At 68.4% G+C, this 25,429-nt stretch carries 29 protein-coding genes; 16 read left to right on the top strand and 13 right to left on the bottom strand.

From position 1 onward, the window contains the following. Positions 1-159: 159 nt before the first annotated feature. The 3 genes from GVN21_RS03120 to GVN21_RS03110 all read left to right on the top strand — a co-directional run bounded on the left by GVN21_RS03120 (position 160) and on the right by GVN21_RS03110 (position 2,691). Positions 160-1,287 carry a glycine zipper 2TM domain-containing protein gene (locus GVN21_RS03120; RefSeq protein WP_205689902.1) on the top strand — a complete coding sequence of 376 codons (1,128 nt, stop codon included), beginning with the start codon at positions 160-162 and terminating at the stop codon, positions 1,285-1,287. 130 nt (positions 1,288-1,417) lie between these two features. Further along, positions 1,418-2,221 carry a DUF72 domain-containing protein gene (locus tag GVN21_RS03115; protein ID WP_205689901.1) on the top strand — a complete coding sequence of 268 codons (804 nt, stop codon included), beginning with the start codon at positions 1,418-1,420 and terminating at the stop codon, positions 2,219-2,221. Further along, complete coding sequence (locus GVN21_RS03110; protein ID WP_166573251.1) at positions 2,218-2,691, top strand: hypothetical protein; 474 nt, start codon at positions 2,218-2,220, stop codon at positions 2,689-2,691. Before GVN21_RS03115 ends, GVN21_RS03110 begins: the two co-directional genes overlap by 4 nt. Here the strand turns inward: GVN21_RS03110 and GVN21_RS03105 are convergent. From GVN21_RS03105 to GVN21_RS03090, 4 genes are all read right to left on the bottom strand, one after another. Continuing rightward, positions 2,688-3,122 carry a hypothetical protein gene (locus GVN21_RS03105; protein ID WP_166573250.1) on the bottom strand — a complete coding sequence of 145 codons (435 nt, stop codon included), beginning with the start codon at positions 3,120-3,122 and terminating at the stop codon, positions 2,688-2,690. The genes GVN21_RS03110 and GVN21_RS03105 overlap by 4 nt on opposite strands. A 73-nt stretch (positions 3,123-3,195) precedes the next feature. Next, positions 3,196-3,927, bottom strand: coding sequence for a pseudouridine synthase (locus GVN21_RS03100; protein ID WP_166573249.1), 732 nt, complete (start codon positions 3,925-3,927; stop codon positions 3,196-3,198). Further along, the gene (locus tag GVN21_RS03095) at positions 3,924-4,826 is read right to left on the bottom strand and encodes a class I SAM-dependent methyltransferase (protein WP_166573248.1); all 903 of its coding nucleotides are present in this window, start codon (positions 4,824-4,826) and stop codon (positions 3,924-3,926) included. Before GVN21_RS03095 ends, GVN21_RS03100 begins: the two co-directional genes overlap by 4 nt. Before the next feature lie 39 nt (positions 4,827-4,865). Continuing rightward, complete coding sequence (locus tag GVN21_RS03090) at positions 4,866-5,582, bottom strand: glutathione S-transferase family protein (RefSeq protein ID WP_166573247.1); 717 nt, start codon at positions 5,580-5,582, stop codon at positions 4,866-4,868. An 84-nt stretch (positions 5,583-5,666) separates the two neighbouring features. Between GVN21_RS03090 and GVN21_RS03085 the strand changes: the two genes are divergently transcribed. The 5 genes from GVN21_RS03085 to GVN21_RS03065 all read left to right on the top strand — a co-directional run bounded on the left by GVN21_RS03085 (position 5,667) and on the right by GVN21_RS03065 (position 9,117). Next, positions 5,667-6,392, top strand: coding sequence for a YafY family protein (locus tag GVN21_RS03085; RefSeq protein WP_166573246.1), 726 nt, complete (start codon positions 5,667-5,669; stop codon positions 6,390-6,392). After that, positions 6,356-7,273, top strand: coding sequence for a TIGR02587 family membrane protein (locus GVN21_RS03080; RefSeq protein ID WP_205689900.1), 918 nt, complete (start codon positions 6,356-6,358; stop codon positions 7,271-7,273). The genes GVN21_RS03085 and GVN21_RS03080 overlap by 37 nt, the downstream gene beginning before the upstream one ends. Beyond that, positions 7,274-7,699 (top strand): TIGR02588 family protein, encoded by a 426-nt coding sequence (locus GVN21_RS03075; RefSeq protein ID WP_166573245.1) that lies wholly within the window; start codon positions 7,274-7,276, stop codon positions 7,697-7,699. Positions 7,700-7,774: 75 nt separating this feature from the next. Continuing rightward, positions 7,775-8,515, top strand: coding sequence for an SDR family NAD(P)-dependent oxidoreductase (locus tag GVN21_RS03070; RefSeq protein ID WP_166573244.1), 741 nt, complete (start codon positions 7,775-7,777; stop codon positions 8,513-8,515). Further along, the gene (locus GVN21_RS03065) at positions 8,515-9,117 is read left to right on the top strand and encodes a 2-hydroxychromene-2-carboxylate isomerase (protein ID WP_166573243.1); all 603 of its coding nucleotides are present in this window, start codon (positions 8,515-8,517) and stop codon (positions 9,115-9,117) included. Before GVN21_RS03070 ends, GVN21_RS03065 begins: the two co-directional genes overlap by 1 nt. A 203-nt stretch (positions 9,118-9,320) precedes the next feature. On the opposite strand, the gene GVN21_RS03060 is transcribed toward GVN21_RS03065, so the two are convergent. Genes GVN21_RS03060 through GVN21_RS03050 form a run of 3 tightly spaced genes read right to left on the bottom strand, consistent with a single transcriptional unit; the run spans position 9,321 to position 11,907 of the window. Beyond that, entirely contained in the window at positions 9,321-10,481 is a 1,161-nt protein-coding gene (locus tag GVN21_RS03060; RefSeq protein WP_166573242.1) for a glutathionylspermidine synthase family protein, read from the bottom strand. After that, the gene (locus tag GVN21_RS03055; protein WP_166573241.1) at positions 10,478-11,245 is read right to left on the bottom strand and encodes a PspA/IM30 family protein; all 768 of its coding nucleotides are present in this window, start codon (positions 11,243-11,245) and stop codon (positions 10,478-10,480) included. The genes GVN21_RS03060 and GVN21_RS03055 overlap by 4 nt, the downstream gene beginning before the upstream one ends. 11 nt (positions 11,246-11,256) lie before the next feature. Continuing rightward, positions 11,257-11,907 (bottom strand): DUF2170 family protein, encoded by a 651-nt coding sequence (locus GVN21_RS03050; protein ID WP_166573240.1) that lies wholly within the window; start codon positions 11,905-11,907, stop codon positions 11,257-11,259. A gap of 193 nt (positions 11,908-12,100) precedes the next feature. Here GVN21_RS03050 and GVN21_RS03045 point away from each other — a divergent pair, with 193 nt between their 5' ends. From GVN21_RS03045 to GVN21_RS03025, 5 genes are all read left to right on the top strand, one after another. Then, positions 12,101-12,745: a YjfK family protein gene (locus GVN21_RS03045; protein ID WP_166573239.1), complete on the top strand. Its 645-nt coding sequence runs from the start codon at positions 12,101-12,103 to the stop codon at positions 12,743-12,745. Between the two features lie 34 nt (positions 12,746-12,779). Continuing rightward, on the top strand, positions 12,780-13,196 hold the full coding sequence (locus GVN21_RS03040; RefSeq protein WP_166573238.1) for a DUF350 domain-containing protein: 417 nt from the start codon (positions 12,780-12,782) through the stop codon (positions 13,194-13,196). 14 nt (positions 13,197-13,210) lie between these two features. Further along, on the top strand, positions 13,211-13,831 hold the full coding sequence (locus GVN21_RS03035) for a DUF1190 domain-containing protein (RefSeq protein WP_166573237.1): 621 nt from the start codon (positions 13,211-13,213) through the stop codon (positions 13,829-13,831). A gap of 233 nt (positions 13,832-14,064) precedes the next feature. Next, on the top strand, positions 14,065-14,967 hold the full coding sequence (locus GVN21_RS03030; RefSeq protein ID WP_205689899.1) for an SDR family oxidoreductase: 903 nt from the start codon (positions 14,065-14,067) through the stop codon (positions 14,965-14,967). Continuing rightward, a complete protein-coding gene (locus GVN21_RS03025) occupies positions 14,901-15,434 on the top strand; it encodes an NUDIX domain-containing protein (protein ID WP_205689898.1) in 534 nt (177 codons plus the stop codon). Before GVN21_RS03030 ends, GVN21_RS03025 begins: the two co-directional genes overlap by 67 nt. A 197-nt stretch (positions 15,435-15,631) precedes the next feature. Here the strand turns inward: GVN21_RS03025 and GVN21_RS03020 are convergent, their stop codons facing one another. Further along, entirely contained in the window at positions 15,632-17,278 is a 1,647-nt protein-coding gene (locus tag GVN21_RS03020; RefSeq protein ID WP_166573235.1) for an acyl-CoA synthetase, read from the bottom strand. 162 nt (positions 17,279-17,440) lie between these two features. Here GVN21_RS03020 and GVN21_RS03015 point away from each other — a divergent pair, with 162 nt between their 5' ends. Beyond that, positions 17,441-17,821: a RidA family protein gene (locus tag GVN21_RS03015; protein WP_166573234.1), complete on the top strand. Its 381-nt coding sequence runs from the start codon at positions 17,441-17,443 to the stop codon at positions 17,819-17,821. Here GVN21_RS03015 and GVN21_RS03010 read toward each other — a convergent pair. Genes GVN21_RS03010 through GVN21_RS02990 form a run of 5 tightly spaced genes read right to left on the bottom strand, consistent with a single transcriptional unit; the run spans position 17,818 to position 22,758 of the window. After that, on the bottom strand, positions 17,818-18,408 hold the full coding sequence (locus tag GVN21_RS03010) for an SCO family protein (protein ID WP_166573233.1): 591 nt from the start codon (positions 18,406-18,408) through the stop codon (positions 17,818-17,820). The two genes, GVN21_RS03015 and GVN21_RS03010, sit on opposite strands and share 4 nt — an antisense overlap. Continuing rightward, positions 18,408-18,905: a copper chaperone PCu(A)C gene (locus GVN21_RS03005; protein WP_166573232.1), complete on the bottom strand. Its 498-nt coding sequence runs from the start codon at positions 18,903-18,905 to the stop codon at positions 18,408-18,410. The genes GVN21_RS03010 and GVN21_RS03005 overlap by 1 nt, the downstream gene beginning before the upstream one ends. A gap of 11 nt (positions 18,906-18,916) precedes the next feature. Then, positions 18,917-20,227, bottom strand: a complete 1,311-nt coding sequence (locus tag GVN21_RS03000; RefSeq protein WP_166573231.1) for a PepSY domain-containing protein — start codon at positions 20,225-20,227, stop codon at positions 18,917-18,919. 17 nt (positions 20,228-20,244) lie between these two features. Beyond that, the gene (locus GVN21_RS02995; protein ID WP_166573230.1) at positions 20,245-22,317 is read right to left on the bottom strand and encodes a TonB-dependent receptor; all 2,073 of its coding nucleotides are present in this window, start codon (positions 22,315-22,317) and stop codon (positions 20,245-20,247) included. 51 nt (positions 22,318-22,368) lie between these two features. Then, positions 22,369-22,758, bottom strand: a complete 390-nt coding sequence (locus GVN21_RS02990) for a DUF2946 family protein (protein ID WP_166573229.1) — start codon at positions 22,756-22,758, stop codon at positions 22,369-22,371. Positions 22,759-22,842: 84 nt separating this feature from the next. On the opposite strand from GVN21_RS02990, the gene GVN21_RS02985 reads away from it, so the two are divergent. Together GVN21_RS02985 and GVN21_RS02980 are read left to right on the top strand one after the other, a co-directional pair. Beyond that, positions 22,843-24,618 (top strand): cation:proton antiporter, encoded by a 1,776-nt coding sequence (locus GVN21_RS02985; RefSeq protein WP_166573228.1) that lies wholly within the window; start codon positions 22,843-22,845, stop codon positions 24,616-24,618. A gap of 164 nt (positions 24,619-24,782) precedes the next feature. Continuing rightward, positions 24,783-25,429, top strand: a 647-nt coding sequence (locus GVN21_RS02980) for an outer membrane protein (protein WP_166573227.1), incomplete at its 3' end; no start/stop codon positions are given.

Raw genomic sequence — 25,429 nt, 5'->3', positions numbered from 1 at the left:
TGATGCGATAATTCAGTCGTGACGAAATATTTAGGGAAAATATTATTTGACAGATTTTAGCTAGATTATAAAAATACTTCTTCAATCGGAACTTATTACATGAGCCACCGTTACCGTCTCATGCGGATCGCCAACATGGCTGACCCGAGGAGTTTCCCTATGAACAGATCGATTTGGGCCGCCGGCGTCGCCGTTGCGGCGCTGCTGCCCACCATGGCCTTCGCCCAGGACCGCTGCGCCCAGCCGTCGAACGACCGCACCGCGGCCGGGACGGTCATCGGCGGCATCGCCGGCGCCGTGGTCGGCGGCAATGTCGCCGACCGCAAGAACCGCACCGAGGGCGCCGTCGTCGGCGGCATTGTCGGGGCCATCGCCGGCAACGTCATCGCCCGCTCCACCGCCGACTGCGACCGCGCCTACGGCTATTACGACAGCAACGGCCAGTGGCACGCCAACGACCGCCGGGTCGACCGGGCCAGCGGCTACTTCGACCGCGACGGCCGCTTCGTCGAGGGCCGCCCGAACGGCTACTACGCTCAGGACGGCCGCTGGGTCGCGAGCCGCGAGGCCGATGGATATATGGACCGCGACGGCCGCTGGGTTCCGGCCACCGTCAATGGCTACTATGACAGCCGGGGCCAATGGGTCGCCGGGGCGTCGAGCGGTCACTACGAGAACGGTCGCTGGGTCGCCGGCTCGGCCCAGGGCTACTACGATAATCGCGGCCGCTGGATCCGTGGCGAGGCCCCCGGCCGGCGTGATGCCCGGGGCGTCTGGGTCGCCGATGCTCAGCCGGGTCACTACGCCAACGGCCGCTGGGTCGTCGGCGAGACGCGCGGCTACTACGACAGCCGCGGCGTTTGGATCGCCACCGCCAGCTACGCCCAAGCCCAGAACACCTACCAGCAGGACCGGGCTGACTATGAGCGGGATCGCGCCGGCTACGAGCGTGACCGTGACCAGACCCGTCGCGACCAGGCCCAGCACGACCGGAGTGACATGTGGCGCGGCGTCGGAACCGGCAGCCGCGAACGCGAGGCCTGGCTTGGACAGTGGATCCAGACCGCCCGCAGAAACGGCGACCTGAGCCCCCGCGAGGCCACCGCCGCCATGCGCACACTCAACCAGATCAAGCTGGCCGACACTCAGCTGCGCAACCGCAATCGCGGCAACCTGGGTCCGAAAGGCGCCGCAACCATCAACGCGCGTCTGGACACCCTGGCCCGCACCGTCCGTCTCGACGCCCGGGACGACGATCGCCGTCCGGCAAGCTATCGCCGCAACTAGGGTCGCGTACCAGTTCTGACCCTAAGCGCCCCGGCGGCCGAAAGGCCTCCGGGGCGCACCTGCGTCGGCGCAGGGAAATTGGCCGCGATCCGCCTATAGTGGGAGGCGTTGACCCCCCACGGAGATTCTCATGACAGGCGCGATCCGCACCGGCTGCGGCGGCTGGACCTTCGAGCCCTGGCGCGGGGTGTTCTTCCCACCGACCGTCAAGCAGAAGGACGAGCTGCGTTACATGAGCTCGCAGCTGCGCAGCATCGAGATCAACGGCACCTACTATTCGACCTTCAAGCCGGACAGCTGGAAGAAGTGGCGGGACGAGACGCCGGACGACTTCGTGTTCACGGTCAAGGGCAGCCGCTTCACCACCAACCGAAAGGTGCTCAGCGAAGCCGGGGAATCGCTGGAGCGGTTCCTGAACCAGGGGCTGACCGAACTGGGGCCCAAGCTCGGCCCGATCTTCTGGCAGTTCGCCCACACCAAGAAGTTCGACCCGGAGGATTTCGAGGGCTTCCTGAAGCTGCTGCCCAAGTCCCTGGACGGCCTGGCTCTGCGCCACGCCGTCGAGGTGCGCCACGACAGCTTCTGCAGTCCGGACTTCGCCGCCTTGCTGCGCAAGCACGGCGTCGCCTGCGTCTACGCCAAGCATGAGAAGTATCCGGAGATCGCCGACGTCACGGCCGACTTCGTCTATGCCCGGCTGCAGACCGGCTCCGACGACTGCGAGACCGCCTACCCGCCGGCAGAGCTCGACGATTGGGCCGGCCGTTTGAAGACCTGGGCGGCAGGCGGCGTCCCCGCCGACCTGCCGTTGGTCGATCCCGGCCATACGCCGGAGCCCCAGCCGCGCGACGTCTTTGCTTTCATCATCCACGAGGGCAAGGTGCGGGCGCCGCACGGGGCGGCGGCGTTGCAGTCTCGGGTGGGGGATCGATGATCAAGCATTTCGGCCGGATCGCGGCGATGTCCGCGCTCGCGCTGCCGCTCTGGGGCTGTCTGGTCATGCCCTACGAGCCGCCGACCTCGGGAGCGATGGCCGATATCCGCATCGACAACCAGTCCGGCCGTTACGTCGCGGTCAGCTTCTATGACGACTCGGTCGAATGCAGGGAGCGACACAATCTGATGCCGGTCGTCGGCTCCGGCCAGGTCCGCGACCTGAAGATGGTGGCGGGAACCGAGGCGACCATCACCCTGTCACAGGATACGAGCCTGAACAGCGGCTGCATCGGAACCTTCAGCTTCACCCCCATCGAGAACCACCGCTACCAGATTGCCTTTTCACGGACCTGCGTGGCGACGATCCTTGACGTCACAGCTCAACCCGCGGTTCCCGTGAATTATGAGGATCGCATCTGGAAGCGGGCCTTCGACGAGCACGGGCCCTTCTGCGAACGACGCGGTTAGCGCCAGTCCTTGCCGACGACGCGGGCGACCGGCTGGCGCAGCAGGGCGCCGACCGAGCGGCCGTCGGCCAGGGTGCAGACGGCGCGGTCGCCTTGCTCGATGGTGCAGTCGACGTTCTGGCTGAAGGCGACGGCCATCAAGGTTCCGCGCGGATTGGCCTCGGCGTCGGTCAGCGAGGCGCGCTGGATCATGCTGGTGGAGGGTGCGTCGGCCAGGGTCAGCCGGACCCACTGGTCGGGGGTGGCGCCGAGCGCCACACAGAGGGTGTCGGCGTCCTCGACATGCAGAACCGGGCCGTGCAGCACGCCGCTGGCCGGGACCTGGGCGGTGCAGACGCGTTCAGCCGCCTGGGCTGCGCCGGCATGGCCGAGTAAAAAGCCGGCGCCCGCGAGGGCGGTGAAAGCGATGACGGCTTTGGCGATACTGGACACGGCGATACGCCCCGGACTGCTATAGGGGTCAAGCGCACCGGGCGGAATTTCGTTCCCGCGTTGTTCCGGAAGGTTAGCGAGGGGTAAACACCGCCGCGATCTCCGCCTCCCCCATCAGGCGCCAGGAGCCGGGTTCCAGATCCTCCGGCAGGGCCAGTCCGCCGACTTGGTCGCGGTGCAGGGCCGCGACATGGTTGCCCACGGCGGCGAACATCCGGCGGACCTGGTGGTAGCGTCCTTCGTGGATGGTCAGATGGGCGGTGGTCGGGGACAGCACCTCGAGCTCGGCGGGAAGCAGCGGCTTTTCCTCCCCCTCCAGCATCAGGGTCCCTTCGGCGAAGATGGCGGCTTCGGTTCCAGCCATCGGCCGGGCCAGGGTGACGTGGTAGCGCTTGGCCAAGTTGGCGCGGGGCGAGATGATCCGGTGCAGCAGGCCGCCGTCATCGGTCATCAGCAGCAGGCCGCTGGTGTCCTTGTCCAGGCGGCCGACGGTGGAGATGGCCGGATCGCGAGCCCGCCAGCGGGTCGGCAGCAGCTCATAGACCAGCGCCCCCGCCTCCTTGTGCGAACAGGTGACGCCCAGCGGCTTGTGCAGCATCAGCGCCAAGCCCGGCGGCGGATCGACCGGGGCGCCGCGCACGGTCATCCGGGCGGGCAGGTCGCGGGTCAGGGTGATCTTCTGGTCGCCCTTGCGGATTGCCTCTCCGTCCAGCACCACCTGGCCGTGGGCGGCAAGGGCGGCGATCTCCTTGCGGCTGCCATAGCCCAGGTTCGAGAGCAGCCGGTCCAGCCGCAGCGCGGTCACTTGCGGGCCTCGAACACCTTGTAGCCGCCGGCCTCGCCATGCGGCGTCACCCGGGCGAAATGTTCGCCCAGCACCGCCTCGTAGGGAAGGTGGCGGTTGGCCACCAGCCAGCAGGTCCCGCTCTTGCGCAGCGCCCCGGCCGCACGGCGGATGAAGACCTGGCCGAGCGCCCGGTCCTCGGCCCCGGCGTCATGAAAGGGCGGGTTCATGACCACGAAGTCGAGGTCGGCCAGCGCCGGCTCGGTCCCGCGCAGGTCGGCCCAGTGGAAGGCGGCGCGCGGGTCGGCGACATTGCGCCGGGCGCAGTCGATGGCGCGGCGGTCCAGCTCGACCAGGTCCAGGGCCGCGACCGCCGGGCTTTCCAGCACCTTGTTCGCCAGCAGGCCGGTTCCGGCCCCGAGATCGGCGCCCCGGCCGGACTGGGCCGGCAGGGTCTGCATCAGCAGCGCGGTGCCGGCGTCGATCCGGTCCCAGCTGAACACGCCCGGTTGGGTCCAGCCCAGGCCCTCGGCTTCACGGGGCGCGGCGGCGGCGATCGCCTGCGACACGGCCGCCAGGTCCGCCGGGCGGCGGACGTGGCAGATGCGGTGGTGGCGCTTGGCGTTTTCGGCGAAGGGGGCGGATAAGCCCTCCAGGTCCCCGGCCAGCCGCGAGCCGCCCTTGTCCTTCGGGGCCATCACGATCAGCCGCCCCTCGGGCTTGAGGGCCCGCAGCAGCTGGGCGATCACGCCGCGCCGTTCGACCGTGCCCGGCGGGGCCAGGGCAACTGCCTCGTCCAGCGAGGCGTCTGTGAGGGCTTCCAGCGCGGTCGAACCGGGAACCAGGGGCGAAACCTGCGCCGCCCCGGCCGGGACATCGGCCAGGGCCAGCGGCGGCGATCCGTAGACGGCGGTGATCATCGGCGGCTGATAGCGCGCCGCCCCTCCGCAAGCAAAGCCTCAGGCGGCCATCGCGCCCTGATCCGGGTAGAACCGCTGGTTCATCCGCCCGACGTAGGCCACCAGGCTCGGCATGGCCTCGGCCTTCCGTCGCAGCGGGGAGTCGAAGAAGGGGGTGAGGATGCCGGCCAGCATCGAATAGACCACGGCCTCCGACCCGGCCGGCCGGTCGCCATAGAGGAACGGCTTGTCCCCCAGCTGCACGGCAATGGCGGTCAGCGACCGCTCGGCCAGCCAGAGGATTTCCTCATCGCTGTGCCGCAGTATCCCGACGGCGGTCAGGTTGGTGCGGACCGCCTGCATAAGCCCGCTCCGCATCGTCTCGCGCATCGGCTCGGGCGCGGCGTCAAACCAGCGGCCGGGGCCCTTCTCGAAGTTCTCGGGGATCAGGAACCGGGCGCAGGCGCTGGCCCAGCCCAGGTGGTTTTCGACCATCCGCTCGAAGGCCCAGGCGACGGCCCGCTGTTCCAGCGTCAGGCCCGCGTCGATATCGACCCCGTACTTGCCCTCGATATGGGCGCGGATGAAGGTCGAGTCGGCGATCAGTTCGCCCTCGTCCTCGATCCAGGGCAGCTGGCCCTTGGGCGAGCCCTGCGGCGGGGCGCTGACCTTGACATAAGGCAGGTCGGCCAGCTGGAGCTGGACCTCTGTCTTCATGCCGTAGGGGCTGTATTCGGGGAGGCCGAAGCCTTCGCCGGCGCTGAAGAGGGTGATCATGGCGGCTGTCCTGTTGGCTTGTTCGACGGCTTCAGGGATAGTCGCCCCCTGCTGACAGCCTGCTGTCAGCAACGGAGAGTCCCCATGCGCCGCGCCGACCGTCTGTTCCAGATCATCCAGATTCTGCGCCGCGCTTCTCAGCCGGTGACCGCCCAGGCGATGGCGGAGGAACTGGAGACCTCCAAGCGCAGCGTCTATCGCGACATCGCCGCCCTGATCGGCCAGCGCACGCCCATCCGGGGCGAGGCCGGGGTCGGCTATGTGCTGGACGCCGGCCTCGACATGCCGCCGCTGATGCTGACCGCCGACGAGGTCGAGGCGGCGGTGCTGGGCGCCCAGTGGGTGGCCAGCCGAGGCGATCCGGCCCTGGCGCGGGCGGCCCGCGACCTGGTGGCCAAGATCGCCGCTACCGTGCCGGACCACCTGCGCCCCATGCTGCTCGACCCGGCCAGCCGCGCCCCGGGCGCCTGGCAGAACGCCGCCGATGGCCTGGACATGGCCCAGCTGCGCGCCGCCATCCACGCCGGCCGCAAGGTGGAGCTGAGCTACGCCGACGAGCAGGGCCGCCAGACCCGCCGCCTGGTCTGGCCGATCGCCATCGGCTACCGCGACACCACCCGAAACCTCGTCGCCTGGTGCGAGCTGCGCGCCGATTTCCGCAATTTCCGCACCGACCGGATCGTCGAGGCGCAGTTCCTCGATGAGCGCTATCCGGAACGCCCTCCCATCCTGCGGGCCCGCTGGCGCCGCTCGGTCGAGGCGATGATCGCGGAATGGCGCGGCCCGCCGCCGGGCGCGCAAGGGAACTAACCACCGCCGGCGGCTTTGATCCGCCGGAGCGGGACAACACCGACATGAACGCATCGCTGGCCGGTGAGGCCAACCTTCGCTACGCCGCCAGCTTGGCGCTGGCCTTCGGCGGCGCGCTGCTGTTCGCTTTTCCGCTGCTCATGACGATGGAGATGTGGTGGCTGGGCCATTCGATGGAGCGCTGGCGGCTGCTGGTCTTCCTGCTGGCCGCGCTGCCGATGTTGCTGGGCCTGTCATACTACGCCGGGTTCGAGCCGACCTTCCGGCTGACCGATGAGCTGCTGGACGCCCTGGCGGCGTTCGCGGTGGGGATCATCCTGTCGGTCGTGGCGCTGGGTCTGCTGGGACAGCTTGGGCCCGGCATGACCCTGGGCGAGATCGTCGGCAAGGTGACCGTCTGCGCCATCCCCGCCAGCATCGGGGCCCTGGTGGCCGGCAAGCAGTTCGGCGGCGAGAAGGCCGACACGGGCCGGCATCGGAAGGCGCATATGGGCATCGCCGGACGAATGTTCGTGGCCGTGGTTGGCGCCGTCTTCCTGGCCTTCAACGTCGCCCCGACCGAGGAGATGGTGCTGATCGCCTACATGATGACGCCCTGGCATGGGCTGGCGCTGATGGCGGTCAGCCTGCTGCTGTTGCACAGTTTCCTCTACACCCTGGGCTTTCCGGGACAGGACGAGCGGCGTGGGGATCGAAACCTGCTCCACAGCCTGGTGGCGTCCTCCATCCCCGCCTACGCGCTGGCCCTGCTGGTAAGCCTGTTCTGCCTGTGGGTTTTCGGCCGGACCCAGGGGACGTCCCTGAACGAGATCGCGCAGATGACGGTGGTGCTGGGCCTGCCGGCCGCCTTGGGAGCCGCCACCGCGCGGTTGGTGATCTAGATGGCCCGCAAGCCCGCCGCCAAGCCGGCCCAGAAATCGAAGGCTACCGCCGACACCACCTCCGTGCTGGAATGGATCGCCGGCGGTATCGGCCTTCTGCTCCTGCTGCTGGTGGTCGGCGTGATCGGCCGGGAGGCGCTGTTCGGCGACCGATCGCCGCCGGCGGTTTTGGTCGAACAGGTCGGCGCTCAAGCCGTCCCCGGCGGCTATCTGGTCCGGATCAAGGTCCGCAACGACGGCGGCCGTTCGGCCGCCCAGGTGGTGGTCGAGGGCGAGCTGACCCGGCAGGGCGCCGAGCCGGAGACCGGTGAGGCGACCTTCGACTATGTGCCCCCGGGGTCGAGCCGGGAGGGCGGGCTGTTCTTCACCGCCGACCCGGCCGCAGGTGAACTGGCCCTCCGCGCCAAGGGTTATGTCGAACCCTGAACCCTGCCCCACAGCGGTGGTTGACAGCGTAAGTCTTTAATCAGAACTTACCCGCCGTTTCAGCGGGAGATCGGCATGTCCGAGCGCGGCGTTTGTCTGGTGATCGGGGCCGGCGCGGGGGTGGGCGGGGCGGTCGCCCGCGCCTTCGCGGCAGAGGGGTTGGCCGTGGTCATGACCCGCCGACCGCGAAACCTGGATCAGCTGGAGGCCATGGCCGCCGAAATCCGCGCCGACGGCGGCGAGGCCCACGCCCTGGGGGTCGACGCCCGCGACGAGGCGGAGATGACCGCCCTGTTCGATCGCGTCGAGCGCGAGATCGGCCCGCTGGAGGTGGTGGTCTTCAACATCGGGGCCAACGTCCACTTCAACATTCGCGAGACCACGACCCGGGTCTATTCCAAGGTGTGGGAGATGGCCGCCCTGGCCGGCTTCCTGACCGGGCGCGAGGCCGCGCGGGTGATGACGCCCCGCGGACGGGGAACCATCCTGTTCACCGGCGCCACCGCCAGCGTGCGCGGCCGCGAGGGCTTCTCCGCCTTTTCCGGCGCCAAGCACGCCCTGCGCGCCCTGGCCCAGAGCATGGCCCGTGAGCTCGGGCCTCAGGGCATCCACGTGGCCCATGTGATCTGCGACGGGGCCATCGACGGCGTCTTCACCCGCGAGCGAATGGGCGACGCCGGCGCCGATGACCGGCTGGCCAAGGGCGAGATCCTCGATCCGGACGAGATCGCCCGCAACTATGTGTGGCTGCACAACCAGGGCCGCTCGGCCTGGACCTTCGAGATGGATTTACGGCCCTGGACGGAGACCTGGTGATGACCAAAAGGCTCGACTTCATTTTCGATTTCGCCAGCCCGAACGCCTACATGGCCTCGATGGTGATCCCCGGTATCCTGGAGCGGACCGGCGCGACCCTGAACGTCATCCCCTGCCTTCTCGGCGGCCTGTTCAAGGCCACTGGCAACCAGGCCCCCTTCACCGCCTTCGGTGGGATCAAGGGCAAGATGGACTACGAGATGCTGGAAAGCCGGCGGTTCGTGGCAAAACACGGCCTGACGAAGTTCAGGATGAACCCGCACTTCCCGATCAACACCCTGATCGTCATGCGCGCCTTCGTCGCCGCCGGGCTGGAAGGGGTTGGCGAGCGCTACATGGAGGTGGTGCTCAAGGCCATGTGGGAGGACGGCAAGAACATGGGCGATGCCGAGGTGGTGGCCGCCGTCCTGACCGAAGCCGGCCTCGACGCCGCCACCCTGCTGGAGCGGGCCCAGAGCCATGAGGTCAAGTCGATCCTGATGAACAACACCCAGGCGGCGGCCGATCGCGGCGCCTTCGGGATCCCGACGTTTTTCGTCGGCGACGAGATTTTCTTCGGCAAGGAACGGCTAGGGCAGGTCGAGGAAGAGCTGGCGCGATAGGGGCGTCCGAGACCACTTCGCTCTCCCCCATCGAAGATGGGGGAGTGGCTCTGGCGAGCGCTGCAAGCGAGCCAGACCGAGGGGGTCCCTACCGCCGGTTCAGGAGGAAGCTCCAAACGCCGGCGCTGCCCCGCCTCCTGGTCCGTCGCTCACGCTCCGAACCGTCCTCCGCCCCCTCGCGGGGGCGGAGAGCGAAGCACCGCCTAGTCCACGATCGCGTGGGGCAGGTACCGGCTCATGTTCTTGGTCACCGGCCCGTTGTCCTCGCGGATGCCCATGCCGGCGGCTTCTTCGCCGACGATCCAGGCGCCGATGATCGGGTAGTTGCCGTCGATGTTCGGCGGCTTGCACACCGCCTGGCGGATCCAGCCCTCGGCGCCGTAGCCCTGGTCCAGCACCGGCTCGGCCTTGCCGTTCTCGACCAGCTCGATATTGGCGCCCTCGCGGCTGAACAGCGGCTTGCGGACGTAGTTGTCGCCCAGCCCCGCCGCGCCCGGTTCATCCTCGAACCAGGCTTCCACTAGGTTGGGATGCCCCGCATGCCGCTCCCAAAGCATCGGCAGCAGGCCCTTGTTCGACAGCAGGCTCTTCCAGGCCGGCTCCAGGAACTGGGTCTTGGAGGCGGCGATGTTCGGCGCGTAGTCCTCGCGGAACATGAACTCCCAGGGATAGAGCTTGAAGATCGCCTGGATGATGTCGCTCTGCTCGTCAACGAACCGGCCATCGCCGTCCAGCCCGATGTCGTGGATGGAGACGAACTTCGGCTCCAGCCCGGCCTGAACGGCCAGGTCCTCCAGGAACCTCACCGTCTGGCGGTCCTCGACATGGTCGGGGTCGCTGGAGAAATGCACGTAGCCGCCATTGGGAAAGATGGCTCTGAACCGGTCGCGCAGCTTCTCGAACAGGCTATTGAACTGGTCGGCATTGGCCGGCAGCGTCCCGTCCTTGATCCGCCCCTCCAGCCACAGCCACTGGAACACCGCCGTCTCGAAGATGCTGGTCGGAGTGTCGGCGTTGTACTCGTAGAGCTTGGGCGGGCCCTTGCCGTCATAGGCGAAGTCGAACCGGCCATAGAGACTGGGATCGCCCCGCGTCCAGGTCTCGGCCACGTAGTCGCGCTGCTCCACCGGGATGGCCAGCCGCTCCATGATCCGTTCGCTCTTCACCGCCTCGGCGACGAAGTCGAGGCAGAGCGCGTGGATGCCCTCGGCGGCGGTCTCGATCTCCTCCGCCTGGGCGAGGGTGAAGCCGTACCAGGCGCTTTCGTCCCAGTACTGCTGGCCGTCCATATGGTGGAAGGTGAAGCCGACGCGGTCGGCCTCCTCCTTCCAGTTCCAGCGCGGCTGGACCTGATGACGGATCAAGCTTCGTCCTTCTTGACCGGGACCTTCTCAGGTCCCTCGATCGCCAGGCGCGGCGCCTCCAGGGCCGGCATGGCCTCGGCCTTGGGGGCGTTCAGCCGGGCCAGCACCTCATGGGCGCCGATGTGGCCGGGCAGGATGCCGGCGTCCCGCAGCTTGGCGTCCAGGTCGGCGCCGGTGCGGCGGTCTTCCAGTTCGCCGGCGGCGCGGAACTTCTCCTCGTTGATCGCCTGGCGCTCCTTGATGCGCTTCAAGCTATCGGCGGCCGATCCCACGGTGGAGCTGGCGCTGCCGCTGCGGGCGACGATGGCCGACTGGGCGCGCTGGACGCTGTCGTTGACCTTCACCACCTCGATCTCGCGGCGCAGGGCCTCGATCTTGGTGTCGGTCTGGGCGATGATGGTGCGCAGCTTGGCTTCGGCTTCCTTCAGCTGGGCGACCTGCTCGATCTTCTGGGTCGAGTCGCGCTCCAGGTCGGCGATCCGCTGGGCCACTTCCAGGGCCAGGGCTTCGTCACCCTTGGCCAGGGCGGCACGGGCCGAGGCCTCGTACTTCTGAGCCTGCTGGGCCAGCTGGTTTCCCTCGTTTTCCAGCATGCGGCGGCGGGCGACCAGGCCGGCCATGTCGTCCCGGGCCTTGGCCTGGGCGGTGTCGGCGTCGCGGATTTCCTGGTCGAGGATACGCAGGGCGTTGGCGTCGATCACCTTCTGCGCGCCCTCATGGGCGGTCCCGCGGAACAGGGCGGAGAATTTGCTCCAGATGGACATTGTCGCTTCTCCTATTTCGCGGCTTTGAACGAGGTGCGCAGGTCGCTGGCCGCGTCGATCGCGTTCTCGGCCAGGGTGCGAAGCTCGATGAGGATGGTTTGCAGGCTGGTCTTGTTGGCCAGCTCGCCGAACAGTTCGTAATAGTCGCGGTCGTTGACGGTGGTGATGCCGAAGTTGGACAGCGGCACCAGCTTCTGGGCCTTCAGAAGGAAGACGTTGAACTCCGCCTGGTCCTCCTGCTCGTCCACCGGCCAAAGCACCACCGACACCACGATCTGCTCGGGCCCGGTGCTGACGTAGATCGGCAGGTCGCCGTACTCGCACATGGTGACCAGCAGCACCGGATCGGCGCCCTCGATGACCTGGAACTTCATCTCGCCGTCTCGAACGAGGGTGCTGTAGTCCAGCTCTCGTTTCAGGGCGTGGATGGTCCAAGCCGTGTCAATCACCTGATCCATGGGCCTGCCTTTCGGGGCGGCGCCGGTTGATCCCGGGCCGCGGTTGCTGTCGATCACGATGGACCGGGCGGCGGACAGGATATCCGCCTTGCAGGCCATCGGAGCCCAGATTTCCAGTTTCACGAACCCCGCGCGCTTGCGGGCCTCGCGCCATTCACGGGTGCGGCTGACCGCCTTGTCCGCTCGGGTGGAAGTCTCGGGCATGTGTTCATGTTATGCGTACCATGAACGCTTGACAAGGGGTCCCGAACATCGTCGTATGGACCTCGGCGCTAAGGAGGCGCTGCCGCTTGGCTAGCAGACCGTCGCGACGGTTTCCGTACACGCTTGCGAGATTGCGTCCGGCCGCCCTGGAGGCGAGACTGCGGTCGGTTGTTTTCGCGTCGAGGTCCCGCTGATGTTCGGCAAACTGTTTGGCCGCAAGGAAGAGGCGGCCCCCACCAACCGCCTGGCGGTGGTGCGCAACATCACCATCGGCCGATCCATCGTGCTCGATCCGCTGGCCTGGCGGCGCCTGGGGACCGAGGCCAGCTTCAAGATGGACCGCGACGTGATGGAGATCACCGCCCAGGGGCTGGTGAAGCTCGACGCCGGCGGCTGGGTCCACCGCTTCTATACAGACGACCACCTGATGTTTCAGGCCGTCAGCGACGACCGCGAGGGCTTCGAGGCCAACGACTTCACCCTGTTCGTACCCTGGCGCAGCCTCTATCCGACCAGCGGCCAGGACAAGCGCATCTGGAACGACCGCCTGCAGGACCCTGTCTGGTTGGAAGACGACCTGCCCCCCTTCCAGCGTTACTGGTTCAGCGAGGACGAGGGCCGCCAGCCGCCTGTCGCTTTCTGGGAAGACATCTGGGACGACCGCGCGGCGGTCCGCCCGGTCAGCCGCATCTTCCAGACCTGTATGCTCTACAACCGCGACCTCGGCGACGAGGGCCGCGAACTGCTTCTGGCCATCTCCATGGAGCCGGAGGGCGGCGAACTGACCCATGAGATCATGGTCGGGGTGCCGCTGTCGGTCGGCGAATTCTCGGCCTGAACGGCCACACGCGCTTTAACGGGAGGGACCCGCAATGGGCTTCGACTTCATCATGTTCCAGACCCAGGCGGTCTACTTCCTGGTCGCCTTCGCGGCGTCGGGGGTGCTCGCCCTGGTCTTCAAGCTCGTCTACCAGTGGATGACCCCCTACAAGGAATCCGACCTGATCAAGCAGGGCAACGTGGCCGCCGCCATCGCGCTCGGCGGGGCCCTGGTCGGCTACATCCTCGCCCTGGCCTCGGCTCTTGCCCACACAACCAGCCTGCCGGAACTGCTGGCCTGGGGCGTGCTGGCCGGCGTCATCCAGATCGTCGCCTTCACCCTGGTGCGGATCATCATGCTGAAGGACGTCAAGGCGCGCATCGAGGCCGGCGAAGTGGCCTCCGGCGTCTACCTGGCCAGCATCTCCATCGGCGTCGGCCTGATCAACGCCGCCTGCATGACCTCGTAAGGGAGCGCCCCGCCATGATGCGTTCCAAATCCCTGACCCTGACCGGTCTGATGTGCGGCGCCAGCCTCAGCATCGGCGCCTGCGACAACACTCCGCAGATTCCCAGCCAGGAAGCGGCGGCCAACAAGGACCCGGTCGAGGCCTTCGCCTACGCCAGCCTCGAGCAGTGCAAGGCGGCCGACAAGGTCAGCGACGCCGAGTGCGACACCGCCTACCAGGCGGCGCTCAAGGACGACGCCACCAACGCCCCCCGCTACGACCAGCAGGCCACCTGCGAGGAAGTCTACGGCGCCGGCCAGTGCGTGCCCCGGCAGCAAGCGGGCGGCGGCAGCTTCTTCACCCCCCTGCTGGCCGGCTTCGTGATCGGCCAGATGCTCGACGGCGGTGGTCGCGGCTATTACCGCGGCACCAGCCTCTACCGCCGGGACGGCGGCTACTACACCGGCTGGGGCGGGGCGGTGAACCACAACTACGCCACCGGCCGCACCTCGGTCGGCCGCCAGGGCATCGACCCGCCGGCCGCCGTGCGCCAGGCTCCGGCCAAGGTCCAGACCCGGAGCACCGTGGTCTCCCGAGGCGGCTTCGGCGGCGGCGGGCGGTCCTACAGCAGCGGCGGGCGTTCCTACGGCGGATAGTCTAAGCGGGGACGACCACCCCTCTCTTGCCCTCTCCCTGAGGGAGAGGGAGGGACCCGCCGCGAAGCGGTGCGAGGGAGAGGGTTTACGCGGCCAGCACCGTAAACCCTCCCCCTACCCCCTCCCTCAGGGAGGGGGGGGGGCTCGCAATCACGACAGTCCGTGAACGCCAAGGCTTGACCAACCTTGGGTCACCCCCTCCCCTCTCCCCCAACAAATTTGGGAGAGCCGCCATGTCCTTCGCCTCAGACGACCTGATGTTCCGCCCCGGCCTGATGAAGGGCCAGAGGATTCTGATCACCGGGGGCGGCACCGGCCTCGGCAAGGTGATGGCCGAGGGCTGCATGATGCTGGGCGCCGACGTCTACATCTGCGGCCGGCGCGGCGGCATCCTCGAAGAGACCGCCAAGGAACTGATGGCCGCCCATCCGGACGGCGGCAAGGTGACCGGGATCGCCTGCGACATCCGGGTGCCGGAAGCCATCGAGGAGATGGTCGAGACCATCTGGGCCGACGGGCCGCTGACCGGGCTGGTCAACAACGCCGCCGGCAACTTCATCAGCCGCACCGAGGACCTCTCGCCGCGCGGCTTCGACGCCATCTCCAATATCGTTTTCCGGGGCAGCTTCTTCGTGACCCAGGCCTGCGGCAAGCGGTGGATCAAGGAGGGCCTCAGCGCCTCGGTGATCTCCATCCTGACCACCTGGGTGTGGAACGGCGGGCCGTTCACCGTGCCCAGCGCCATGTCCAAGGCCGGCCTCAATGTGATGACCCAGTCGCTGGCCGTCGAATGGGGGCCGAAAGGCATCCGCTTCAACGCCATTGCCCCCGGCCCCTTCCCGACCGAGGGGATGAGCGCCCGGCTGAACCCCGGCGAAAGCGCCTATGGCGACATGAAGGGCAATCCGCTCGGCCGGGTCGGGGAGATGCGCGAACTGGCCAACCTGGCCGTGTATCTGTTGCACCCGCTGTCCACCTATGTGAACGGCCAGACCATCGCGATCGACGGGGCCGCTTACAACGCCTCGGGCGGCAACTTCGCCCGCATGACCGAATGGGGTGACGAGCAATGGGCTCAGGCGACAGCCGCCATCCGGGCGACCAACGAGAAGGACCGGGCCAAGCGCACGGTCTGACCCCCCGGGAGCGGCTGACGGTCCGGCTGGTGCTGCTGTCGCCGGCCGACCGGCTGTTACTGCTGAACTTCGACGATGGGCGGTATCGCGGCTGGTGTACCGTCGGCGGCGGGGTCGAGGACGGCGAGAGCCTGATCGACGCCGCGCGGCGCGAGCTGCTGGAGGAAACCGGCCACGCTCAGGCCGACATCGGCCCGGTGGTCTGGCGGCGGCGGCACGACATGATCGTTGCCGGCGAGGAGCGGCGGCTGGTCGAGCACTACTTCCTGGTCAGGACAGCGCACGAGGATCTGTCGAACCAGGGGTGGACCGAGGAGGAACGGCGGGTGGTCAAGGCCATGCGCTGGTGGTCGGTGGAGGAAATCGCGGCCAGCGAGGAGCCGATCTTTCCGGGCGGGTTGGCCGGGCATCTGGCGCGGTTGCTCAACGGTGATCTCCCTGCGGAGCCTCTGTCGATTGGCGAGTAGCCGCTAGAGGTTTCCTTCTCCCCTTGCGGGAGAAGGTGTCGCCGTAGGCGACGGATGAGGGGTCGCACCGGCCCCCGACACAGCCCGTCACCACCGACACATCGCAGCTTGAAGGCCTATCGACCCCTCATCCGGCGCTTCGCGCCACCTTCTCCCGCAAGGGGAGAAGGACGCCCCGAGGCGAAACCTTCAAACGCCTAAGCCTTCGCCCCCAGCGCCTCCAGCGCCTGGGCCCGCACGCCCTTGTAGTCCACCTTGCCGTTCGGAGCCCGGACCAGGGGGGCAAGCACCAGCGCCCTCGGCGTCTTGTAGTCCGCCAGCCGGCCCTTCAGGTGCGCGACAAAATCCGCCAGCTCCAGCGAAACCCCGCCCCGCACATCGACCACCGCGCAGATCTTCTCGCCGAAGCGCGCGTCGGGGATGCCCACCACCACCGCATCCCGCACGTCCGGATGCAGCTTCAGCGCCTCCTCCACCTCCTCGGGGAAGACCTTCTCGCCGCCGGTGTTGATCACCTGCGATCCGCGCCCCAGCAGCTTCATCGTCCCGTCGGCGTTCACCTCCGCGAAGTCGCCCGGCAGCGACCAGCGGCGGCCCTCGAATTCCTTGAAGGTCTTGGCGCTCTTCTCCGGATCCTTGTAGTAGCCCACCGGGATAAAGCCCCCGACCGCCACCATGCCCCGCTCGCCCGATCCCGGCTCGACACGGCGGCCGTCCTCGGCGAACACCGCCGCGTTCGGCCCGACCAGGAACTGGGCCGTCCCGGCCTCAGCCCCGCGCGTCGACTGCGAGCCGCCCAGGCCCACCGCCTCGGAACTCCCCAGCGAATCGAAGATCACGCAGCCTTCCGGCAGGTGCTTGAGCAGGCCCTGCTTGTTCTCATAGCCCCAGACCGTGCCCGACGAGCCCAGCCGCACCACCTTCGACAGGTCCCAGCGGCCGGGGTTGGCCTCGAGCGCATCCAGCATCGGGGCGGCGAAAGCCATACCGACAATCGACACGCTGTTGGCCCCGGTGCGCTCGACCTCGTTCCACAGCTCGATGGCGTCGAACCGCCGGGACGGCAGGCAGACGATAGTCCCGCCGCCGGTCAGGGCGCCGAAACTGCCGAACTGTGCGGTGCCGTGCATCAGCGGACAGGCGGCGATCAGCACCGTCGGCGCCGGCAAATCTATGTCGCCGACCTTGCGGGTCACCGCCCTCACCCCGGCCTCGGCGGCATTTTCGAGCGGTGGGATCATGGCCGCGACATTGCCCCCGGCGCCCAGCACCTGGAACAGGTCGTCCTGGCGCCACATCACCCCCTTGGGCATGCCGGTGGTGCCGCCGGTGTAAAGCAGCAGCAGGTCATCGCCCGACCGGCCCCACGGCGCGACGAAGGTATCCGCCCCCACCGCCGCGACGCTTTCGTACTCTACCGCCCAGTCGGGGATGTCCGCCCCCGGCTCGGCCACCGCCACCCAGGCCTTCACCCCCGGCAGCCGGTCCTTGATCTGCGCCAGCTTGGCCGCGAAGCCGGCGTGGAAGACGATGGCTTCGGCGTCGGCGTTGTCGAACAGATAGAAGAGCTCTTCGGGCTCATAGCGGTAGTTGGTGTTGACCGGCGCCAGGCCCGCCTTGAACGCCGCGTAGTAGGTCTCGAGGTATTCCGGAGCGTTGTAGAGGAAGGCCGCCACCTTGGCCTGATGCCCCAGGCCCGAGGCCACGAAATGGGCCGCCAGGGCGTTGGCCCGCCGGTCGAAGTCGCGCCAGCTGTGGACGCGGTCGCCCTGGATCTGGGCGGGGCGGTCGGGAACGGCCTGGGCAATGGACTCCCAGACCTCGGCAAAGGTCCAACCGCTCATGACCGCGCTCCCTCAAACATTTGTTTTGCGGGATTAGGCGGCGTTCGCACCGCCGCTGTCAACGCGCGCTGAAGATGACGTGGCGGCGCCCGGCCGCCTCATGTTGACAGCAGGCTGTCAGCAGGGCCGGCGCAGGGTGGCTCCATCGAAAAGGAGCCAACCATGCTGCGCAAGTTCAACCCCGAGGGCGTCGCCGCCCCGCCCTTCTACAGCCACGGCGTAGAGGCCTCGGCCGCCGGACGCATGCTGTTCATCTCCGGCCAGGTCGGCGTCCGCGCCGACGGCAGCGTCGGGACGGACGTCGCCGAACAGGCCGCCATCGCCGCCGACAACCTCAAGGGCGTGCTGGCCGCCGCCGGCATGGACACCGGGGACATCGCCAAGCTGACCATCTACCTGACCGAGGAAGCCTCGCTGGCGACCTTCGCCCCCGGCGCCGCGAGCCTGCTGACCAACCCGCCGGCCGCCGCCACCCTGCTGGTGGTCAAGGCCCTGGCCGCCCCCAACCTCTTGATCGAGATCGAGGCCATCGCGGTCCGCTAACTCGGCGCGCGCCCTCGGGCCACAGCCCGCAGGGCGCTGACCACTCGGTCGTGATCCTCGCCATAGCCGATCGGCGCCACGAACCGGCCCTTGGCGTCGAACAGATAGACGGCCGAGGAATGGTCGATGGTGTAGTCGCCGCCCTCCAGGGGGACCTTGCGGTAGTAGACCTTATAGGCCTTGGCCGTTGCGGCGACCTGGTCGACCGTGCCGGTGAAGCCCTGGATTCGAGGGTCGAAGTTGGCCAGGTAGGTCTTCATCTGCTCAGGTCCATCCCGTTCCGGATCGACCGAGACGAACACCACGTTGAGCCGGTCCGCGTCCGGCCCCAGCGGCTTCATGGCCGCCGTCAGTTCGGTCAGGGTGGTCGGGCAGACCTCCGGGCAGAAGGTGAAGCCGAAGAAGATGGCTGTCGGCTTGCCGCGCAAGGTCTTTTCCGTCACCGGCCGGCCTTCGAGATCGACCAGGGTGAAGGGTCCGCCGAGGCTCGACGGCGCCGGTCCGGAATTGGCGTGAAGCCGCCAGCCCAGCGCCACGGCCACCGCCAGGCCGACCAGCACCATGCCCAGCAGGATCCAACGGCGCATCAATGGTGGTCGCCCATGTCATGGGCCGCCGCGTCCGACGCCTTGGCGTCGCCGGCCTTGGGCGCGGCGACGCGGGCGCGTATCGGAACCTCGAGCGTCAGCGGCGGAGCCTTCTCGAAGGTCAGGGTCATGGGCAGGGTCGCGCCCTCGACCAGCGCCGCCTTGGGACCGATCAGCATGATGTGCAGCCCGCCGGGCTTCAGGGCCACCGCCGTATCCTTCGGCAGGGCCAGGCCGTCCTCCAGCTGGCGCATGCGCATGACGCCGCCATCGACGCTCATGGTGTGGATCTGCCCCTCGGCGGCGGCCGGGGTGGCGACCGAGACCAGCCGGTCCTTGGCGCTGGCGGTCAGGGTGACGTAGCAGCCGGCGGCCGGGGCGCTGGCTGGGGCGGCCCGGCACCAGGCGTCGGCGGCGGTCACCGTGGAGGGGCCGGACGACGGGCCGCAGGCGGCAAGGATCAGGGTCGGCAGGGCGATGAGGGCGAGGCGGTTCATGGGGAGCTCCTTCAAGCGGTGCGGAAGGCCGGGATGAACCGGCGCAGGACAAGATCGAGGGCGAGGGCCAGGACCAGCGAGACGCCGACCAGGGGATACAGCAGGGCCAGCGGCGCCACCACCGCAACGAGCCCGAGGTAGGCGCGGGCGTTGGCCGGGCGGCGGGGCGCCGCCAGCCGGCCCTTCGGCCGCCGCTTCCACCACATGACGACAGCGGAAATCCCCAGCAGCCAGACCGCCACGCAGCCGGCCAGCATCAGGTAGCGGTTGATCCAGCCGTACTGTTCACCCTGGTGGACGGCGATGCCCCATTCGATGGCCTTGGCCGCCGGGCCAAAGCGGTCGTAACCGATGTCGGCAAGGATGCGGCCGTCGGCCGGCGACAGATAGAGGGTGCGCGTGCCCTCCACCTTCCCCGGCATGTGCGAGGCGGCCCAGGTCTTGCCGGGCTCGCGGGGGATGGACAGCACGAAGGGGCGGCCGAGGTCACTGGCCTGGACCCGCGCCACGGCCTGGTCGAGGGACAGGCCCCCACCGGCCGCGGCCATCTGACCATCCTGCAGGGCCCAGGGCAGGCCCTTGCCGGCGTCACCAGCCGTCCAGCTCGTGGCCGCCGCGGGCGGCTTTGGACGTCCCAGCCCGGCGGCGTTGGTCATCTCGCGCACCTTGTCGCCCCAGACGGCCGACCAGGGCATGCCGGTCACCGCCAGGAACACGATCACCGCCCCGGCGAACAGCCCGGTCACCGCATGCAGGTCGCGCCAGAACAGCCGCTGGCGCGGCTGACCGCGCACGGTGACGACCCCGCCCTTGCGGCCGCGCGGCCGCCAGAGAAAGACACCCGTGGCGACCAGCACGATGGCCCAGCCGGCCACGACCTCGACCAGCAGGTTGGCCACCGAGCCGAAGTGTTCGAGGCTGTGCAGCCGCCTGATCCATTCGGTGAAGCCGCCGTCCCGCACCAGGCCCAGCACCGAGCCATCCGCCGGATCGACATAGACGGTGGTCCGCACCCCATCCTCCATCACCATGCGCGCCGACTGGCCAGGCGCGGCGGGCGGGATGACCTGAACCAGCCGGCCGGAGGCCACCGATTCGGCGGCGACCGCCCAGTCGGACGGGGCGGTGGCGATGGGCCGGGCCGCCACCGTCTCAAGGTCACGGCGCAGGGCGCTGTCGATCTCCTGGTGGAACAGATAGACGCCGCCGGTCAGCGCCAGCAGCATCAGGAACGGCAGAACCAGCAGGCCGGCATGAAAGTGCCAGCGCCAGAAGGCCTGATAGAGGCCGTCGCCGGCCGGTCTTGGCGTGTCGCCGGACATCGCGTCTCTCCAGCGGGTCAAAGGGCCACGGTCACGCCGCCGAAGATCCCCCGGCCGTCGCCCGGCCAAAGGACGGCCGGCTGCGGCAGGCCCGGCGCCGGATAGACGGTGACCGCCTGGACGTTGGAGACGTAGGCCTCGTCCGTCAGGTTGCGAACATCGAGGAACAGGCTGACCCGGTCCTTGATCTTCCAGCCGGCCCCGAGGTTTAGGACCGCGTAGGACGGCGCCTTCTGGGTGTTGGCGTAGTCGATCCAGATGTCGGAGGCCGACCATTCCAGCGACGGCGCGATGAACCACCCGGCCGCGTTCTCATAGCGAAGCTCGGACCGGTAAAAGTGCTTGGGCACGATCGGCAGTTGGTTGTCGCCGTACTGGACGTCGCCCTCGAAGTGGAAGTCCGAGTACATGTAGCTCTGGCGCAGCCGCCAGCCGGGCGCGAAGGTCCAGTCCATCCCCGCCTCGATGCCCTGGTGGGTCGTCTCGTCGGCGTTGAAGGTCGAGGCCGGGATGCCGGCGCCGACCGTGAACTGCAGCATCTCGCCGTCCAGCTCGGCGCGGTACAGGGTTATGTCCCAGACCACCGGGCCGGTGCGGCCGCGCGCGCCGGCTTCCAAGGTCCAGGCCTCCTGGGCCTCGACGGGCGCGAAGCCCGTGCCGGTCGGCGACATCGAGCCGGAGTTCGGCGGCTCCACCGACTTGGTCAGGTTGGTGAACAGCTGGATGCCGTCCTGGTTTTCCCACAGCAGGCCGATGCGCGGGGCGAACCACTCATAGTCCTTGCTGGCTTTCAGGTTGAAGGTCGAGCCGACGCCGGGGATGGCGAAGCTCTCGTAGTCGCGGTTCGCCCAGCCCCAGGTCCCGCCGGCCACGATGGCCAGCTCGTCGGTGACGAACAGGCGGCCCTCGGCGAAGAGGTCGGCCGCATCGGCGTTCTGCAGGGTGCGCGAGCGCGGCGCGCCCCGGGCGGTGCCCAGGTTGACATAGAAGTTGCTGTCCAGGTCACCCGTCCGCAGCCAGTAGCCGGCATAGGCGTCCGCCTTCAGCCCGCCGATCTGGCCCCGCCAGTTCAACCGGCCGAAGCTGCCCCAGTTGCGGCTCTGCTGGTCGATGACCTGGAAAATCGGATGGTCCAGGTCCTTCCAGACACCATAGACCGCGCCGTCGAACGACAGATTGTCGTTGAACGCCCAGGTCGTGCGCAGCACGCCCCGCAGGCCGCGGGCGTTGCGCTGATAGTCGAGGTTATAGTTGCCGGCGGCAGTCTGGCGCGGGTTGGCCTCGAACTGATCCTCGGTCAGGGCGCCGGGGATTTCCTGGTTGATGTTCGAGCCGGTGATGGTCAGCAGCACCTCGCGGTCCTGGCCAAGGCTGTAGCCCAGGTTCAGGGAGACGAACTGGATCTTCTGCTGGCTCTGCGAGCGCCAGCCCTGGCCGGTCTGGTTGGTCACCGAGGCGTAGACGTCGGCATCGCCGAATGTCCGGGCGACCGCCACATTCTGGCGCAGCAGGCCGAAGCTTCCGCCGTCGATGCGCAGGCGGGCGTCGAATCCGGCGTCGCGGCCGGTGGGGGTGACCATGTTGACCGCCCCGCCCAGCAGCGAGCCGCCAAACCGCAGGGCGTTGCCGCCGCGATAGACCTCGACGTAGCGGGTGTTCAGCGGGTCGGCGAGCTGGCTGTCGCCATAGCCGTCGGCCTCGTTCAGCGGCACGCCGTCCTGGGCGATCATCAGGCCGCGGTTGTGGTTGGCGTTGCCGATGCCAGACCCCCGGATGGAGATGCGGATATCGCCGCCCCACTTCTTCTGGGCGTAGACGCCGGGCGCGTCGCGCAGCATGTCGTCCAGCGCCAGCGCCTGGCGGCCCGCGAACGACTCCTGAGAGATGACCGACACCGCGCCGGGCGTCTCGGAAAGCCGCTTGCGGGCGTCGCCGACCACCGGGGGATCTTCCGGATCGGGGCGAGACGTGACGATCACGCTGTCGACCGTCATCCCGTCGTCCTGGGCGAGGGCGGCGGTGGCGAAAAAGGCGGGCGCGCAGGCGCCGGCCAGCAGAAGAGCGCGCAGCGGCGCGCCGGTCGAAGACATGGAGTTTCTCTCGAAGACATGAGGGCGCGGACGCGCCGGGAGGGGCTCAGGTCAGACGGAGAGAGGGGGGCCTTGTGACGGCGGGCGCGGCGGGAGCCGAGCGGGCTGCACCGCGGTCTGGAGCCGCGAGCGCTCGTGGCGCACGACGGCGGCGTAGCGCACCGGCAGGACCTCAGGCGAGGGCGGGTTGACCGCCGTGACTGCCGCAATCACGCAGTCATGGCATTTGTAGCCGGCGAAAGGCGCCTTCGGCGCCTCATCGTGCACCGTGACGATCTTCTCGCCCTGAGGGGTGCACAGCACGACCGTGCGTGATTCGCCGGGCCCACTGGCCATGGCGATGGCCGGAACCAGCGTCTGCATCAGCAGGGCGAGCACGGCCAGGATCGCCGGCAGGGCGCCGGGACCGCGATGCTGTCGAAATTGCCCGCCCAGTGACATGGAATGCGCCTTATTCCCATTGCCGGGGTTCCGCAACCGTGGCGGGCCGGGTCATATTGCCGACCTTGCGAACAAGGAGGCGGGATGGCGGGAGAAGTTTCTCCAGGCGAGTACAAGGATGTCGTGTTGTTCCTGGCCACGGCCGGGATCGTTGTGCCGCTGTTCCGGCGCTGGAACATCAGCCCGATCCTGGGCTTCCTCGGCGCCGGGGTGGTGCTGGGGCCGTTCGGCCTGGGCGCCCTGACCAGTCAGTTCCCATGGCTCGCCGCCGTCACGGTCGACAACCCCGATGACATCGCCCAGCTCGCCGAGTTCGGTGTCGTCTTCCTCCTGTTCATGATCGGGCTTGAGCTCTCCTGGGAGCGGCTCCGTCTGATGCGCAAATACGTCTTCGGACTTGGGGGTCTTCAGGTGGCCCTGTCCACGGCGGCCATCGCCGGGGCGGCCATGATGCTGGGTCAGCCGGCCCCGGCGGCGGCGGCCATCGGGGCGGCGCTGGCCCTGTCCTCCACCGCGATCGTCATGCCGCTGCTGGCCGAGAGCAAGCGCCAGCACAGCCAGGCCGGCCGGGCCACCTTCGCCGTGCTGCTGTTCCAGGATCTGGCCGTGGCCCCGATCCTGATCACCCTGGCCGTGCTGGGCCGTCAGGATGGGAGCGATTTCGACGCCAGGGACCTACTGGCCTTTGCGCCAGCGGTGCTCGGCCTGTTGGCCCTGTTCATCGTCGGGCGGCTGGCGCTTCGGCCGATGCTGCGCTCTGTGGCCAAGGCCAAGAGCGAGGAGCTGTTCATGGCCGCCAGCCTGCTGGTGGTCATCGGGGCGGGCTTGCTGGCCGCCTTCACCGGGGTGTCCATGGCGCTGGGGGCCTTCGTCGCCGGCCTGCTGCTGGCCGAAACCGAGTACCGGCATGAGGTCGAGCGGACGATCGAGCCGTTCAAGGGCCTGTTGCTGGGCCTGTTCTTCGTCTCCATCGGCATCGGGCTGGACCTGTCGCGGCTGATCGCCGACCCGTTGCCGATTCTCGGCATGGCGCTGGGGCTGATGCTGCTGACCGGCTCGGTGGTCTATGGCCTGGGCCGGCTGTTCGGCCTGAAGTCGAAGGTGGCGCTGGAGGCGGCCCTGCTGCTGTCGGCGGGCGGGGAGTTCGCCTTCGTCATCCTCGACAGCGCCATGAATGTCGGGGTCGTCGACCAGGCGGTCGGTCAGACCATCCTGGTGGCCTCCACCCTTTCGATGATCTGCATCCCGGTGCTGGCCCTGTTCGGCGCCCGGGCCGGGGGGCGGGCCGCCGCCAAGCCCGAGAGCATCGCCACCGAACCCGAGGGTGAGGTTCCCGACAGCGGCGCCGTTCTGGTCATCGGCTACGGCCGGGTCGGCAAGCTGGTCAGCGACATGCTGAGCCGACACGAGGTTCCGTGGGTCGGCATCGAGCGCGATCCCCGGCTGGTCGAATCGGGGCGGCGGGTCGGGGCCCACATCTTCTTCGGGGATGCCTCGCGGGCCGATTTCCTGCGCCTCTGTGGCCTGGAGTCCGCCCGCGCCTTGATTGTGACCATGGATAGCCCGGAAGGCGCCGAGGCAGTGGTCGCGACCGCCCGCGAGCTGAAGCCGGACCTGACCATCGTCGCCCGGGCCCGTGACGCCCGCCACGCCAAGCGGCTTTATGACCTGGGCGCCACCGACGCTGTGCCGGAGACCATCGAGGCATCGCTGCAGCTGTCCGAGGCCGCCCTGGTCGACATCGGTATCCCGATGGGCCTGGTGATCGCCTCGATTCACGAGCGGCGCGATGAATTCCGAAAGGAGCTGAACCGGCCCGAGTCCCTTGGGGGCAGGCGTCGGCTACGCGACAGACGGTGATCCGAAACTGCAACCGTGAGCCGATTAATTCACTCGAAAGAGGATGATGGCAGAAAAATGAACTCCGGTGTGGCTTCGCGGGCACTTTGCGTGGCCTACTGCATTGCTATAACTGAGTTTGAAGCGACGAGACGTCGCATCGCGGGCAAGAGAGGGCTCTTTCGATGAAATTGAAGCTTCTGGCGGGTGCGGCTATCGCCGCGACGCTCGTGGCGTCTGGTGCTGCGGCGCAAGACTCCGGTTGGTACGGTGCTATCGACCTCGGCTACCACTGGTCTGACGACGAAAACTACTCGGTCGCCGTCGGCGCCGAGCCGAACGTCGATCCGGACGATGAGTGGATCGGCGCGGCCCGCCTCGGCTACCGGCTGTCGCCCCACTGGCGCGTCGAACTCGAAGGCGCCTACCGCCCGGGTGAGATTCCGGAAATCGCCCAGTTCCCGACCGGCGGCAACTTCGAAGTCTGGTCGCTGATGGGTAACGTCATTGTCGATTTCATCCCCGACGGCGACATCAGCCCCTTCGTCGGCGTCGGCGCCGGTATCGCGGCCGCCCAGTTCGACACCACCACCGCCCCGCGCTTCATCGTCGACGACAGCGACGCGGTGTGGGCCTGGCAGGCGATCGCCGGCGTCACCGCCAAGGCGACCGACCGGATCAACGTCGATCTGACCTACCGCTACTTCCAGACCGACGAGTTCGACTTCACCAACGCCGGCACCGCCGGTCCGATGTCGGGCAAGTTCAACGACCAGTCGGTGACGGTCGGCATCCGGTACAGCTTCGCTTCGCCGCCGCCGCCCCCGCCGCC

Origin of the sequence: Caulobacter sp. SLTY (assembly GCF_009905535.1) — a bacterium.
Taxonomy (GTDB): domain Bacteria; phylum Pseudomonadota; class Alphaproteobacteria; order Caulobacterales; family Caulobacteraceae; genus Caulobacter.
The sequence above is the reverse complement of the archived record's forward strand: the minus strand, read 5'-3'. Positions and strand labels throughout refer to the sequence as shown.